This window comes from Pseudomonas sp. LBUM1664 (assembly GCF_059695895.1).
The window spans coordinates 1,704,840-1,718,127 of sequence record NZ_CP166791.1 but is presented as its reverse complement, the minus strand read 5'-3'; the positions used below and the strand labels follow the sequence as shown (position 1 = coordinate 1,718,127).

General features: G+C 59.4%; 13 protein-coding genes and 2 pseudogenes. 5 read left to right on the top strand and 10 right to left on the bottom strand.

Annotated features, from left to right (window positions below):
* The first annotated feature begins 99 nt into the window (after positions 1 to 99).
* Positions 100 to 693: a nitroreductase family protein gene (locus tag ACA047_RS08250; RefSeq protein WP_497358293.1), complete on the top strand. Its 594-nt coding sequence runs from the start codon at positions 100 to 102 to the stop codon at positions 691 to 693.
* Between the two features lie 65 nt (positions 694 to 758).
* Here ACA047_RS08250 and ACA047_RS08245 read toward each other — a convergent pair whose 3' ends face one another.
* From ACA047_RS08245 to ACA047_RS08220, 6 genes are all read right to left on the bottom strand, one after another.
* Entirely contained in the window at positions 759 to 1,691 is a 933-nt protein-coding gene (locus ACA047_RS08245) for a D-2-hydroxyacid dehydrogenase (protein WP_497358291.1), read from the bottom strand.
* Positions 1,692 to 1,815: 124 nt separating this feature from the next.
* Positions 1,816 to 2,109 (bottom strand): YcgL domain-containing protein, encoded by a 294-nt coding sequence (locus ACA047_RS08240; RefSeq protein WP_497358289.1) that lies wholly within the window; start codon positions 2,107 to 2,109, stop codon positions 1,816 to 1,818.
* On the bottom strand, positions 2,106 to 3,239 hold the full coding sequence (rnd, locus tag ACA047_RS08235) for a ribonuclease D (protein WP_497358287.1): 1,134 nt from the start codon (positions 3,237 to 3,239) through the stop codon (positions 2,106 to 2,108). The genes ACA047_RS08240 and rnd overlap by 4 nt, the downstream gene beginning before the upstream one ends.
* Before the next feature lie 133 nt (positions 3,240 to 3,372).
* On the bottom strand, positions 3,373 to 4,014 hold the full coding sequence (locus ACA047_RS08230; RefSeq protein ID WP_497358285.1) for a class I SAM-dependent methyltransferase: 642 nt from the start codon (positions 4,012 to 4,014) through the stop codon (positions 3,373 to 3,375).
* 69 nt (positions 4,015 to 4,083) lie between these two features.
* A complete protein-coding gene (locus ACA047_RS08225) occupies positions 4,084 to 5,733 on the bottom strand; it encodes a phosphoethanolamine transferase (RefSeq protein ID WP_497358283.1) in 1,650 nt (549 codons plus the stop codon).
* Between the two features lie 164 nt (positions 5,734 to 5,897).
* Complete coding sequence (locus ACA047_RS08220) at positions 5,898 to 7,280, bottom strand: glutamine synthetase family protein (protein WP_497358281.1); 1,383 nt, start codon at positions 7,278 to 7,280, stop codon at positions 5,898 to 5,900.
* A gap of 524 nt (positions 7,281 to 7,804) precedes the next feature.
* Here ACA047_RS08220 and ACA047_RS08215 point away from each other — a divergent pair.
* Positions 7,805 to 8,095 (top strand): annotated as a pseudogene (locus ACA047_RS08215) (LysR family transcriptional regulator); the annotation flags it as partial.
* An 83-nt stretch (positions 8,096 to 8,178) separates the two neighbouring features.
* Here ACA047_RS08215 and ACA047_RS08210 read toward each other — a convergent pair.
* Together ACA047_RS08210 and ACA047_RS08205 are read right to left on the bottom strand one after the other, a co-directional pair.
* The gene (locus tag ACA047_RS08210) at positions 8,179 to 8,544 is read right to left on the bottom strand and encodes a 5-carboxymethyl-2-hydroxymuconate Delta-isomerase (protein WP_497358279.1); all 366 of its coding nucleotides are present in this window, start codon (positions 8,542 to 8,544) and stop codon (positions 8,179 to 8,181) included.
* 97 nt (positions 8,545 to 8,641) lie between these two features.
* Complete coding sequence (locus ACA047_RS08205) at positions 8,642 to 9,565, bottom strand: LysR substrate-binding domain-containing protein (RefSeq protein WP_497358277.1); 924 nt, start codon at positions 9,563 to 9,565, stop codon at positions 8,642 to 8,644.
* Positions 9,566 to 9,773: 208 nt separating this feature from the next.
* On the opposite strand from ACA047_RS08205, the gene ACA047_RS08200 reads away from it, so the two are divergent.
* The 3 genes from ACA047_RS08200 to ACA047_RS08190 all read left to right on the top strand — a co-directional run bounded on the left by ACA047_RS08200 (position 9,774) and on the right by ACA047_RS08190 (position 11,372).
* A complete protein-coding gene (locus tag ACA047_RS08200) occupies positions 9,774 to 9,965 on the top strand; it encodes a YegP family protein (protein ID WP_497358275.1) in 192 nt (63 codons plus the stop codon).
* 130 nt (positions 9,966 to 10,095) lie between these two features.
* Complete coding sequence (locus ACA047_RS08195) at positions 10,096 to 10,902, top strand: AraC family transcriptional regulator (RefSeq protein ID WP_497358273.1); 807 nt, start codon at positions 10,096 to 10,098, stop codon at positions 10,900 to 10,902.
* Positions 10,903 to 11,000: 98 nt separating this feature from the next.
* Complete coding sequence (locus ACA047_RS08190) at positions 11,001 to 11,372, top strand: cupin domain-containing protein (protein ID WP_497358271.1); 372 nt, start codon at positions 11,001 to 11,003, stop codon at positions 11,370 to 11,372.
* Between the two features lie 81 nt (positions 11,373 to 11,453).
* On the opposite strand, the gene ACA047_RS08185 is transcribed toward ACA047_RS08190, so the two are convergent.
* Entirely contained in the window at positions 11,454 to 12,233 is a 780-nt protein-coding gene (locus ACA047_RS08185) for a methyl-accepting chemotaxis protein (protein ID WP_497360261.1), read from the bottom strand.
* 78 nt (positions 12,234 to 12,311) lie between these two features.
* Positions 12,312 to 13,088: pseudogene (locus ACA047_RS08180) on the bottom strand (MCP four helix bundle domain-containing protein); the annotation flags it as partial.
* Between the last annotated feature and the right edge of the window lie 200 nt (positions 13,089 to 13,288).

Genomic DNA, 13,288 nt, shown 5'->3' with positions numbered 1-13,288 from the left:
GGCCAAGCACTGGCGACTGTCGGTATGGCGGGGCTTGCCAGGCTGCGCGCTTGGACGTAGCTTGCTTCATCCACTTCCCGAACCCAGTCAGGTAAGCCCATGAGCGCCAATCCCCGCGTTGCTGATTACGCCATTCATCCTCAGTTTACCGAACGCTGGTCGCCCCGAGCCTTCACCGGCGAGAGCATTGCCGAAGAAACCCTACTGGGATTTTTCGAAGCCGCACGCTGGGCACCGTCGGCGTACAACTCGCAGCCGTGGCGTTTCCTTTATGCACGCCGCGACACGCCAAACTGGGAGCGTTTTTTGGGCCTGCTCAATGAATTCAACCGCGGCTGGGCTCAGCATGCCTCGGCGCTGGTGATCATCGCTTCGAAAACCACCTTCGCGGCGCCCGGCGCCACTGAAGAAACCCCGGCGCTGTGCCACACCTTCGACACGGGTGCGGCCTGGGGCCATCTGGCTCTGCAAGCCAGCCTCAGCGGTTGGCACACCCACGGCATGGCCGGTTTCGACCAGGAACTGACCCGCAAGGAACTGAAAATCCCGGAAGGCTACGCGCTGCACGCAGCCGTGGCGATCGGCAAGCTGGGGGATAAATCCACCCTGGCCGACTTCCTCCAGGCCCGCGAAACCCCAAGCCCGCGCCGGCCGTTGAGCGAACTCGTTGCCGAAGGCGACTTCACCCTCTAACCCCACAAAGACCAAAAAAATGTGGGAGCGAGCCTGCTCGCTCCCACAATGGGTTTGGGGCGGCTTTAGTATCCCCGGTTGAAATCCACGTCCCCGCGCAAGGCTTCGCCAGTTTGATAGGCGCGCAGGTTTTCCAGGAACAGTTGCACCATCATCGTCGGTGATGTCGGTGCCGAGCTATGCCCGGTCAAGAGCAGGCCCCAGGCCGTCCAGAATGGATGACGCTGCGGCAGTGGCTCCTGGCGGCAAACGTCGATCACCGCACCGGCCAGGTGTCCTTCCTTCAAAGCTTCTACCAAATCCGCATCCACCACGGCCACGCCGCGTCCAACGTTGATGAACAGCCCGGTAGGCTTGAATTGCTTGAACAACGCCGCGTCGTACACATCATGGGTGTTGGGCGTATTGGGCAGCAGGTTGATGACGTAATCCACCTCGCCGACCAGACGCGGCAGATCCTTCAGCGCCCCGACCTCGATGAACGGCGCCTGCTCCCGCGCTTCGCTGGCAATGCCGTACAGTTGCACACCAAACGGCAGCAGAAACTGCGCCACGCACTGGCCAATATCGCCGGTCCCGACGATCAGTGCCTTGCGCCCGGCCAGCCCCTGCCCCTGGCGGTTGTCCCACTTGCGCTCTACCTGGCTGACCAGTCGCGCCAGCACCTCGCGCTCATGGCCGAGCAGGTAAGTGAGCACGTACTCGGCCATCACCTGGCCAAAAATCCCCACCGCCCGGGTCAGGCGGTAATCGCGCGTCAAGCCTTCGGCCAGCAGCGGCGTGATGCCCGCCCAGGTCGATTGCAGCCAGCGAGGTTGATGGCCTTGGCGTAGCAGGGTGGCCAGCAGATCAGGCTGGCCGAGCCAGACCGGACAATCGGCGGCCAGCCGCGACAGTTCGGCGGAGTCGCCGCTGGTCAGGACTTCGATATCGGGTGCAGCCTGACGCAGAAGCTGGGCATACACCGCGTGGTCGTGTTCGGCAATCAGAACGCGCATGAATCAAACCTTTCAAAAACAGTGCAGACGACCGCCGACAGAGTGTCGATCCATCCATGCGATCATCGCCAATAAACCATTCCAGTGTTTCAAGAGACCCCAGGACGGGTGCCTCAGGGTACCGTCAGACCGGGTCGTTGCGTCGCAGCAACTCTTCGGGCAAATGCTCGATGTACTCATCTTCGGCCGGAGGCATCTGCAAGTGATAACCCTGGGTGCCGAGGTTTTCCAGCACCTTGTTGATGTCTTCCCGGGACAGCTCCCGCTCGGGGCTCAGCACCAGGTCAAAGGCATGGATCGCCTTGCCAAAAGCCGCCATCAATGGCTCGGGCACACGCTTCAAGGCATCGCTCTTGAGCACATACAGGTACATCTCGCTTTTCTTCGAGCTTCGGTAGATAGAGCAGATACGTTTCAAGGCTGTTCTCCGGCAGTGGCCAGGCTGTCGAGCAGCGCCTGGCCCATCAATTCGCGGCGCCAGCCACGCAGCGAATCAGGCAATTGGTAAGGGCCCTCAGGGAAGCCGCTCTTGATCAGCGCTTCGAGGGTTTTCTTGCGCAGCATCAGCTCCGGGGCGATCTCCAGGCGCTCGGCTTCAGCCTGCCCCAGAGCCCGCAGACGCTTGACCAGCGCCGAGGCCTCGATGGGCAACGGCTCGGCCACTGCTGGTGGCCATTGCTCGGCCGGCACGCTGGCTGCGCGCTGAATCAGGTCCAGCAGAAATTCGCCGTCCTGACGCACCGTACGCGGGTGCATGTCTTCAATTTTCGCCAGCGCACCGAGGTTATCCGGCTGCGTGCGGGCCAGGGGCCACAGCGAATGCTCGCGGATAATGCGGTTGCGCGGCAGGTCACGGGCCCGCGCCTCTCGCTCGCGCCAGGCGCACAGTTCACGCAGCACGGCCAATTGGGCACGGGAAAGTTTCCAGGCCAGTTTGGCCTCACGGTACACCTCATAGGGGTCGACTTCGCGACGCAGGTTGGCCACCAGTTCGGCGCCGTCCTCCAGAACCCAGGCGTGTTTATCGTCGGAAAGCTTCGGGCTCAGTTGTACGAAAACTTCCGCAAGATGCACCGCATCTTCAGCCGCGTAGCTGATCTGCGTCTCGGACAGAGGCCGCTGTAACCAGTCGGAACGGGTCTCGCCCTTGGGCAACTCGATACCCAGCACTTCCTGTACCAGGCGCGAATAACCCATGGAGAAACCCAGGTTCAGGTAGGCGGCAGCCAATTGGGTATCGAACAGTGGCGCGGGCAGGCTCCCGGTCAAGCGCAGCAGCACTTCAAGGTCTTCGCTGCACGCGTGCAGCACCTTGAGCACGGCCGGATTTTCCAGCAGTGCGGCCAGGGGCTGCCAGTTGTCGATGGTCAAGGGGTCGATCAGGTAGGCACGTTTGCCGTCGCCGATCTGCAGCAAGCCGGCAATCGGGTAAAAGGTGTCGACCCGCATGAATTCGGTGTCAAGGGCGACGAATGGCAACTGCTGCCATTGGGCGCAAAATTGACCGAGGCTATCGTTGTCGCGAATCCAGTGAATATCGATGGCCACACGGCTCTCCCTTGAAGAATGGCGCGCAGTATATATCGCCGTCAGCGATTGCGAGCATCCATAGAGCAGGAGCCTGAGAGAAATCGCCTGCGCAAAGGCAAGAATAGTCCTACATCGGGGCTTACATCGGGGCTTAACCAGCCTTACGCAATACATAAACCCGCGTCAGCGCGAAACCGGGCAGGAAATCCTGATGCCACAGCACAGTAAAACCGGCTTGGCGGAACTCGGCTTCGACGTCAGCCTTGCCGGCCAGGCTGCGTTGCGGCGGCTGGCCTATTTTGAGGCGCCCCTCGATTTGAACCGACACGATCACCGTGTCGCGACTGACCCGATGAAATTCGCGCAGCAGCGCCAGGCGATGCTCGCTGGCGCTGATATGCCGAAACAGTTGCAGACAAAAAATACAGTCCACCGCGTTGACCGACAGCCCGATGGTGAACGCCGAACTGGGGAAAGTCTTGACCCGCTTGAGCAACGCGCCGCCATGGTGGGTGAGGGCGTGATCAAGCATGTCCGGCGAAGGGTCCGCCGCCAGGATGACCCGATTGGCATGCTCGGCCAGCACCGGCCAGAACCGCCCTGCCCCACACGCCACATCCAGCACCAGCCCTGGCTCACCCGCCGCTTTCAGGGCGCTGCGCACCATTTGCTCGTCACGCCAGAACGCCAGGCGCAACCGTCGAGGCGCCGGCTGACAGCAGACTTGCGCATGTTCCTGGTCGTGATGCCTGGCAAACTCAAGCTCGACGGTGGATGGGGGTTGCCCGGACATACGAACAGCTCTTGGTAGGATGGATAAACAACAGGTTAACCAGCGATGCGTGAAAAAAAGGTCGAGGCGTCATTCCTTGGCCAGCACACCGTCGATCACCGCACTGCGGCAACTGGCGAACAGGTCCAGGTCCGGGTTGTAGACCTTACTGTTGACCTCCAGCAGCCCGAGCATCGAGTGAAACAGGTTGTCCTGGCTCAGAGGTTTTTCCCGACTCAGTTGCAAGCAATGGGTGTCGACCAGGAAAGACTTCTGATAGCTGTCGGAAAACCAGGCCAGCATCGCCACGTGCTTTTGTTGTTCCGGGGCGAGCATGTAGGGCGTGCCATGGAGAAACAGGTTGTATTCGCCCAGGGATTCGCCGTGGTCAGACAGATACAGCATGGCTGTGTCGACCTTGTCCTGATTGGCCCGCAGCAGATCGATCAGCGTCGACAGCACATGGTCGGTGTACACCAGTGTGTTGTCATAGCCGTTGACGATGCTCTCAAGGCTGCAATTGTTCAGCGCGTTGCTTTCACACACCGGGGTGAAATGCTCGTATTCCTTGGGGTAGCGCTTGAAGTATTCCGGCCCGTGGCTGCCCATCTGGTGCAGCACCAGCACCGTGTCCTTGTCCAACGTGTCGATGAAATGCTGCAGCCCCTGGAGCAGGATCTCGTCGCGGCATTCGCTGTTGGCGCACAGGCTCGGATCCTTGAGATTGCTGACATCCTGCACCGTGACCCGGTCGCAGGTGCCTTTGCAGCCGGACTGATTGTCACGCCAGATCACCTCCAGCCCGGCGTGCTTGAGCACATCCAACAGACCTTCTTCATTCCTGGCCTTGCTGGCGTCGTAGTTCTTGCGCCCCATGTTGGAAAACATGCATGGCACCGACACGGCAGTTTCGGTACCGCAAGACTGCACATCGGTGAAGGCAATCAGGCCGGCCTCTTTCTCCAAGGTCGGCGTGGTGTCGCGGTTATAACCCAGGACGCCGAAGTTCTCGGCACGGGCGCTCTCCCCCACCACCAGAACGGTCAGGGACTTGCGGGCGTGGGTTTGCCAGACAGGATTGCGACTCGCATCCTCTCCCACCGGGATGAACGGTTGTTTGGCCGACGCGACCTGCTCGCGCAAGTACTCAAGCGAAGCACCGATGTAGTTGCTCGGCACGACCATCAAACGTAACTCGTGGTGGTTACGAAACAATGAAGACAACCCTTGGTAATTGACCAAGGCGACCCCGCCAATCACCGCCGCCGACGCCACACCGACTATCAACTTACTTAATAACTCTTTCGGCCAGCGACGATACTTGATCGGCGTCTTGAACAATAACCAGGACGGCAACACGCCTAATAAGCCGAGGTAGGCAAACAACTTCAGCGACAACAGATCACGGACTTCCGTAGCATTGGTTTCAGCGAAGTTGCGCAACATACCGGTGTCGATCAGCACACCGTACTGGGCCATGAAGTACGCCACGCCGGCACTGATCAAAAACAGCAGCATCAGCAAAGGCTTGAGCACCGGACGGAACGCCACGAGTGTCAGTACCAGATTGAACGCGCAGAACACCATCACGCCGAACGCCACGCCTATCAGCACACCCCGACCATCCGCAGACGTGATAGTCAGCAAGTGTTGCCAAAGAACGACGTTGAAGCCCACTAATAAAAAGGCACTGGCGACCAGCGTCACCCACTCGGGGCGCACGGCTTTAATAGTCAGCATGATGGTTGACGGTTTCCTGAAGTTGCTCTTTTAAAAAGAAGTGCCGGGAGAAGTGTGAAAAATTCGTTTCCTACGGCAGCACAAACTTTAGGTACCTCACCATCAATTTTTCGTGAAAAAGTTGCTATTAAATAATTTTTTAAGCAGCCGATTTTAAGCTGTCGTCAGGCCTGATGCAGATACCAACGCCAGTCCTGCTCACCCACTTCACCCATGAATTGACGGTATTCGGCGCGCTTGACCGCCAGGTAAACGCCGAGAAACTCACCACCGAAGGCCTCCCGCGCCCACGTCGAGGCCCCAAGGGCGCGCAGGGTGGTCAGCCAATCGGTGGGCAGCAACTCGCCCGCCTGGGCGTAGCCGTTGCCTTCGACAGGCGCCCCGGGATCGCACTGTTCCCGTATGCCGCGATGGATGCCGGCCAGTATCGCCGCGGCCGCCAGGTAGGGGTTGGCATCGGCGCCGCAAATGCGATGTTCGATGTGCCGCGAAAACGCCGGGCCGCCCGGTACCCTCAGGCTCACGGTGCGGTTATCCACACCCCAGGTCGCCGCCAGCGGCGCGTAGCTGTTGCTCTGGAACCGTCGATAGGAATTGGCGTTCGGGCAGAACATCAGCAGTGAATCGAGCAAGGTGTCGAGCATTCCGCCCACCGCGTGACGCAGCAGCGGCGTGCCGTCGGCGGCTTCGCTGGCAAACAGGTTGTGGCCAGCCTGGTCGGCCAGGCTGACGTGCATGTGCATGCCGGAACCCGCCAGATCCTCGAACGGCTTGGCCATGAAACACGCCACCATGCCGTGTTTATGCGCCACGCCCTTGACCAGCCGTTTGTAGCGCACCGCTTCATCCATGGCTTGCAGGGCATCGGTGCGGTGTTCGAGCGTGATCTCCACCTGGCCGGGGGCGTACTCGGAAATGGCTGTTCGGGCCGGAATGCCTTGCAGCTTGCACGCCGCATAGAGGTCCGCCAGGAACGGTTCGATCTGCTCCAGCTCACGCAAACCGTAGACCTGGGTGGCCCGCGGCCGGCCGCCGTCAGCGTCGCGCGCCGGTTGCGGTCGGCCTTGGCTGTCGCGCTGCGCATCCAGCAGATAAAACTCCAGCTCTGCCGCCATCACCGGATAATAACCGTCCGCCTGCAAGGCCTCGATCACCTGGCCGAGCAAATAGCGCGGATCGGCGATGGTCGCAGGCATGCCCTCTTGAGGATGCATGCTGACTTGCACGGCAGCCGTGGGGATCAGCCGCCACGGCATGCGCTGCAAGCTGCCACTGATGGGATAGGCCCGGCAATCGATGTCACCGACGTCCCACACCAGCCCGGAGTTTTCCACATCATCGCCATTGAGGGTCAGCCCAAGAATCGTACTGGGCAACGGCCGACCACCTTCGTAAACCGCCAGCAACTCGTTCCGATGCAACAGTTTTCCTCGAGGCACGCCATTGTTGTCGAGGATAAACAGCTCGAACAGCTCGATATCCGGGTGTTGTGCCAGAAACGCTTGGGCTTGTTGCACGGGTGCGAAAGTAAGGGTGGCAAGGCTCATGAGAATGCTCGTATTTGCGTGTCGGACGGGCGATAAGGCACCGTCAGTCTGTGCTCGCGTTCAACGCGGGCACCGTTTCATGATCAACAGGAAATACGGGTATCTGGAGGACGCGCATGGCGGCAATGCCAGAGTGCCCAAAAAGCCAACTCAGAGGGCAGCGCGCAGAGTGACGGAGTTACGACAGGCGTGAATCTGCCAACCGGAGCAAGGGCGGCGGATAACGGGTATTGGAATGTTGCGGGCCAACCGTCCATAAGCGCATCACAGGAAACACACCTTGAGAGCGTCCCACGACATTATGGGTCGTTAAACATTGATTTGATGGAGTTTGGATCGACGCGAGCTAAACAATCGCTAAACCGCGAAGAGAATGATCGATCCGTCGTGTTCGCTACATTATCTGTCCCACTGGCGACCGTGAAACGCCTCGCACGGCATTCTCTTGGGACGATCGTTCCGTTAGGATCATGGGCCTGATTTGCGCAAGATCCGCGCAAGGAGCACAGCGAGAGACAGAACGGATGCTGAACAGTAACTCCCTCAGAAAGCTCGACATGCAGGACCTCATGGTGTTTAACGCTGTGTACGAGCAAAGCAGCGTCACCGGCGTGTCCGAAGCATTGTGTGTCAGTCAGTCAACCGTCAGTTACTGCCTCAAGAAACTGCGGACCTGTTTCGAAGACGAGCTGTTTATCAACACCCGCACCGGCATGCGCCCCACCTATAAAGCCCAGGGCATGTATGACCATGTGCGCGCCATTCTGCAAAGCATCAACCTGTGTCATGCCGGCGCGTCAACGGTTGGCCCGACCCGCCCGGGTTTACCTTGAAGGTGCAGCGGGGCAGCACCAACGCCTGGCTACGCAAGGCCTGCCCCGGGCGAGACGCCTGATCTTTATTGGCCGATCAACGCCTTGGCATAGGGACCTCGATCGATGTCGAGAATCTCCACACACAGCTGCACGCAAACATCAGCCCGCCATTGGCACAACTCCTGGAGCACGGCCAGCAGGCTATCGGACAATTGTTTCTTGATTTCCGGCGAGCGGCCGCTCAGCAAGGCCAGCTTCACGTGCACGAAACCACGCTCGCCTAAACCGGTACCCACCCGGAAAGTCTCAACTTTCGAGGCCCGACTTTTGATGTCTGTCTCGGCTGCGAACTGACCGGACGCCACCAGCGCATTATTCAGGCGCAGCAGTGCAACATCGGCTTTCAAGTCGGGCAGGTTGGCGGTGTACTCCATGTGCAGGTGAGGCATGTGTTCGACTCCATTTCGAAAATATGACGATAGGTTTCCAGCGTCGCAACCATACCTCGACTTTCTGCTTTCACGCAGTTTTGTTTCGCGTGTCGTGTCAGGGTTTACCCGCTGCTGCGCGCTCGCTCATGAACGCCTCCAGCCGGGAGCGCAACCAGCGTTCGGCCGGGTCACTGTCGACATGGCTCAGCCAAACCATGGACAGATCCAGGGTCGGAGTCTTGAAAGGAAAGGGTTCGCTGAACAGTTGGCCCGAGGCGGCCATGGCGGCGGCGGTATAGTCTGGCAGGCTGGCGATCAGATCAGTGCCGGCCAGCAACGCCGGCAGCGCGCTGTATTGCGGCACGGACAGCACGACTTGGCGTTTGCGACCGATCTCGGCCAACCATTCGTCAGCAAAACCGGCGACGTTCGCGGTATGGGACACCAGCACATGAGGCCTTGAGCAATATTCGTCCAGAGTCAGCGGCGTGTCCGAGGCATCGGCCCGCAACACACTGGGCTGAATGTGCCGCAACAGTTTGCGCTTGGCATTGGCCGGCAGTCCGCGGGTCTGGCTGATCCCCACGGTGATGTCGCCCGAGGCCAGCAAATCGGGGATACGCCAGTAATCGACATGCTGGACCACAAACACGATTTGCGGCGCTTCCTGGCGCAGGCTGCGTAACAGCGGCGGCAACAGGCCGAACTCGACGTCATCCGACAGGCCGATGCGAAAGGTCATGGTGCTGCTGGTGGGGTCGAAATCGTGGGTCAGGCTCAGCGCCACCGACAGCGAATCCAGCGCCGGCGACAAATGCTGGATGATCTCCTCGGCTCGGGCGGTCGGCTCCATACGGTGGCCGACGCGAATAAACAGCGGGTCGTTGAACAGCGTCCGCAATCGATTGAGAGCCGAGCTGATGGTCGGCTGGCCCAGGAACAATTTCTCTGCCGCCCGCGTCACGTTGCGCTCAAGCATCAGCGTTTCGAAAACCACCATCAAATTGATGTCGGCCTTGCGCAATTCGTTGCGGTTCATCCACTGCCCCCGACCCCTAGACTGCATGCAGTGTAGAAACGCCAAGGGCCGCGCGTCTATGCGCAAAAAGTCGTGAAAGCCCCAATATCGGCAATATTTGATAACTAATGAAAACGAATTTCTCATAGCCAAAATTTTCAGCTTGGCTAGGCTTGCAACGACATGTTCAAAGCATGTCTTGAATGAGTTAATCGCATGGAGCGAACCGATGTATTTTGAAATCTACAGGCAGACCCGAGGCACCCCTAGCACCGGAAAAGGTCAATGGCGCTGGCGCTTGAGAGCCGGCAACAACGAAACAATCGCCAGCGGCGAATCCTACGTGAACAAAGCTGACTGCCTTCACGTCATCGGGCTGATCAAAAATGTTCAGGGCGAGACGCCTGTGAAGGAGATCTAGAACAGCACCTGCTGTATCGCCCCATAAGCTGCTCTGCAAGACGAGCAGCTTTCTGTGGCTTTACTTTTTTGCTGTGGCAAGGGATACCACGCAGGTATCGTAAGCAGACAAAAGCGAGAGGCCGGTCTCAATGCGTCAATCAATCCACAATCGCGACTGGCTGATGCGTGCGCCTGAATCAACAAAACTGGAACGCATCGAGGCCTACTTCAGCGGCCATGGCTACACCACCCACCGGCACGACACCTACGCCATCGGGATCACGCTTTCCGGTGTCCAGAGCTTCAATTACCGGCATAGCAAACGCCACAGTCAGCCCGGCGGCACCATCGTCCTGCACCCGGACGAGGTTCACGACGGTGAAGCGGGAACGAGCGACGGCTTTCGTTACCAGATGTTCTACATAGAACCGTCAATGATCCAACAAGTGCTGGGTGGCAAACCCTTGCCCTTCATCGAAGGGGGGTTGTCGAGCGATCCTCGCCTCAACATCGCCACCCGCAGGTTATTGAGCAGCATGGATCATCACCTCGATCCACTCGAGGAAGAGGACGCCATCTACGATGTGGCCCAGGCACTCGACATCGCCGCGGGCAACCGGCGCGGACGGCGACTGCTTGACTACCCGGCGGCTGAACGTGCGCGGCTGTTCATCCATGACGCCCTTGACCAGATGATCACTCTGGATGACCTGGTCCAGGCAAGTGGCCGGGACCGATGGAGCCTGTCTCGGGATTTTCGAGCGCTGTACGGCACCAGCCCCTATCGCTATATCACCCAGCGTCGGCTGAATGAAGCCCGTCGCCTGGTATTGCGCGGCATGCCATTGAGCGAAACAGCCCTGGCCTGTGGTTTTTTCGATCAGAGCCATATGACCCGGCTGCATACCCAGGCCTTCGGCATTTCGCCAGCACGCTGGCTGAAAATGCTGCGCTAAAGGCAACACCGCAAAAAAGCTGCACGATCATGCAATACCCACTCCGGCTCGGGGCAGTAAGGTCGCCCTCATACCCCTTACAGCACGAGGATACGTCGATGACCGTTAACTACTCTCCCATCAATTTCGCGCAGAAATACACACTGTTCCAGGAGCAGTGGACACCGAAAGTCGTGGCCGAAATGAACGACTACCAGTTCAAGATCGTCAGGCTGGAAGGTGAATTCATCTGGCACGCCCATGCCGATACCGATGAAACCTTCATCGTGCTGGAGGGCGAGCTTCGTATCGACCTTCGCGACGGCGCGGTGGCGATTGGCGCAGGCGAGATGTACGTCGTCAAAAAAGGCATCGAGCATAAGCCCAGTGCCGAACGGGAAGTGAAACTGCTGTTGATCGAACCTCGTGGCGTCATCAATACCGGCGATGAAACCCATGAGCGAACGGCGGTCAATGACGTCTGGATCTGAGGACGCACCTCGCACGCCGGCCCGGAAATGATTACGCCGGGGACGGGCATCAGGACGAAACCGCCCTGATGCCCGGCTGACTCAGGTGCGGAAGCGTCCGGTCAGTTCCGCCAGATTCCTCGACAGACCGGAAAGCTGCTGGCTGGCATGCATGCTCTGGGCAGAGTTCTCCGCCGCTTCGTTGGACAAGTCACGGATGTCAGAGATGTTGCGGGCGATCTCCTCAGTGACGCTGCTCTGCTCTTCACAGGCGTTGGCGATCTGCGCGGCCATGTCGTTGATCCGCTGTATTGAACCGCTGGTGCCACTGAGCACCTGATCGACTCCCGCAGCGCGCTCGACGCTGTCACGGGCCTTGCTGCTACCGACATGCATGGCTTGCACAGCCTTGGCAACACCGGCTTGCAGACGCTCGATACGAACCTGAATGTCCTTGGTCGAGTCCTGGGTGCGCGCCGCCAGAGCCCTGACTTCGTCGGCCACGACGGCAAAACCGCGACCTTGCTCACCCGCTCGCGCGGCTTCGATGGCGGCGTTCAGCGCGAGCAGGTTGGTCTGTTCGGCGATGCCACGGATCACCTCGAGTACGGCGCCAATACTGGAGGTTTCCTGGGCCAATGCCTCGATGGTTCCTGAGGCGCTTTCCACCTCATGGGCCAGTTGGCGGATCGACTCAATGGTGCTGCTGACCACCGCAGCACCATCGCGGGACTGGCTGGTGGCTTGCTGCGCGGCGTCCGAAGCATTCAATGCGTTATGTGCCACCTCATGCACGGCGGCGCTCATCTGGGTCGCGGCGGTGCTGACTTGATCGAGCGCCGCATGCTCGCTGCTGATCAGTTGGTCATTGGTCGCGGCCATACTGGCCATGGCACGCGCTGCGGCATCGACTTCACCGGTGACCCGGCCCACCTCGGCAATCAGCGGCTGCAGCTTGTCGAGAAAGCGGTTGAAGGCGCTGCCAAGCTGCCCCAACTCATCAGCCGAACGCACTTCCAGACGCCCCTTCAGATCGCCACCGCCCTCCGCAATTTGCTCGACTCGGTGCAGCAAACGACGCATTGGACGCAGCACCACCATTGGCAGGGCAAAAACCACCAGGACGCAACCGAGCAGCCCAATCAACAGAATGCCACCTTGCTGCACTCCCACGGCCTGGCCATGGTCGATTGCCGCCTGCCCCTCGCGAAGCGACGCCTCATCTTCCAGCTCGCCAAGCTTGTCGATGGCATCACGCATGGTATCGAACTTACTTTCACCGTCACCAAAACTCAGGGTGCTGGCCGCCTGCGGATTGCTCGCGGCCTGCTCGACGACCTGCCGCGAAACCTGCGACCACTGTGCAAAGCGGTCATTGAACTGACTGACCAGCGCCAGCGCATCGGCACCCGGCTGCATCGCGGCATATTTCTGCACACGATCATAAGCCTGCTTCATATTGTCCCTATGACTGGCACGCAGCGCCTCCATATGGTCGCCCGCATTACCACCAAGCAAGCTGCGCTCGGCAACAAAAGCCTGGTAGAGATCGCGATCGGCATTGAGCAGCAGGCTAATGGCCGGTAAATAACGCTTGGTCAGTTGCGTGCTGGACTCAGTCACCTGACCAATGCCACGCATGCCCGACCATCCCATCAGCACTAGCAGCAGTGCGAGGAAAGCAATTGGCAGGGTGATTTTCCAGCGGAAGCCCAGATCGGCAAAAAACCGCAACATGGGGTGTCACTCCTTTTTTTGGATATGTCTTAGCTATCGGCAGCGATGTCTTCTGCTAGAGACATTAGTTCAATTGCCACAAAGAGGTGACGTGCTAATAAGGATCACATGAGGAAAATTCTGACTGTGGCGAGGGGATTTATCCCCGCTCGGCTGCGTAGCAGTCGAAAACCGGCTGGACACGGCTCATCTGCCGCACC

What these genes read in the sequence shown, in the direction of transcription:
- ACA047_RS08185 (WP_497360261.1), bottom strand. Translation starts at nt 12,233, where the DNA reads ATGGCCGCGACCAATGACCAACTGATCAGCAGCGAGCATGCGGCGCTC.
- ACA047_RS08195 (WP_497358273.1), top strand. Translation starts at nt 10,096, where the DNA reads ATGCGTCAATCAATCCACAATCGCGACTGGCTGATGCGTGCGCCTGAA.
- ACA047_RS08210 (WP_497358279.1), bottom strand. Translation starts at nt 8,544, where the DNA reads ATGCCTCACCTGCACATGGAGTACACCGCCAACCTGCCCGACTTGAAA.
- ACA047_RS08245 (WP_497358291.1), bottom strand. Translation starts at nt 1,691, where the DNA reads ATGCGCGTTCTGATTGCCGAACACGACCACGCGGTGTATGCCCAGCTT.
- ACA047_RS08205 (WP_497358277.1), bottom strand. Translation starts at nt 9,565, where the DNA reads ATGAACCGCAACGAATTGCGCAAGGCCGACATCAATTTGATGGTGGTT.
- ACA047_RS08200 (WP_497358275.1), top strand. Translation starts at nt 9,774, where the DNA reads ATGTATTTTGAAATCTACAGGCAGACCCGAGGCACCCCTAGCACCGGA.
- ACA047_RS08225 (WP_497358283.1), bottom strand. Translation starts at nt 5,733, where the DNA reads ATGCTGACTATTAAAGCCGTGCGCCCCGAGTGGGTGACGCTGGTCGCC.
- ACA047_RS08220 (WP_497358281.1), bottom strand. Translation starts at nt 7,280, where the DNA reads ATGAGCCTTGCCACCCTTACTTTCGCACCCGTGCAACAAGCCCAAGCG.
- ACA047_RS08230 (WP_497358285.1), bottom strand. Translation starts at nt 4,014, where the DNA reads ATGTCCGGGCAACCCCCATCCACCGTCGAGCTTGAGTTTGCCAGGCAT.
- ACA047_RS08250 (WP_497358293.1), top strand. Translation starts at nt 100, where the DNA reads ATGAGCGCCAATCCCCGCGTTGCTGATTACGCCATTCATCCTCAGTTT.
- ACA047_RS08190 (WP_497358271.1), top strand. Translation starts at nt 11,001, where the DNA reads ATGACCGTTAACTACTCTCCCATCAATTTCGCGCAGAAATACACACTG.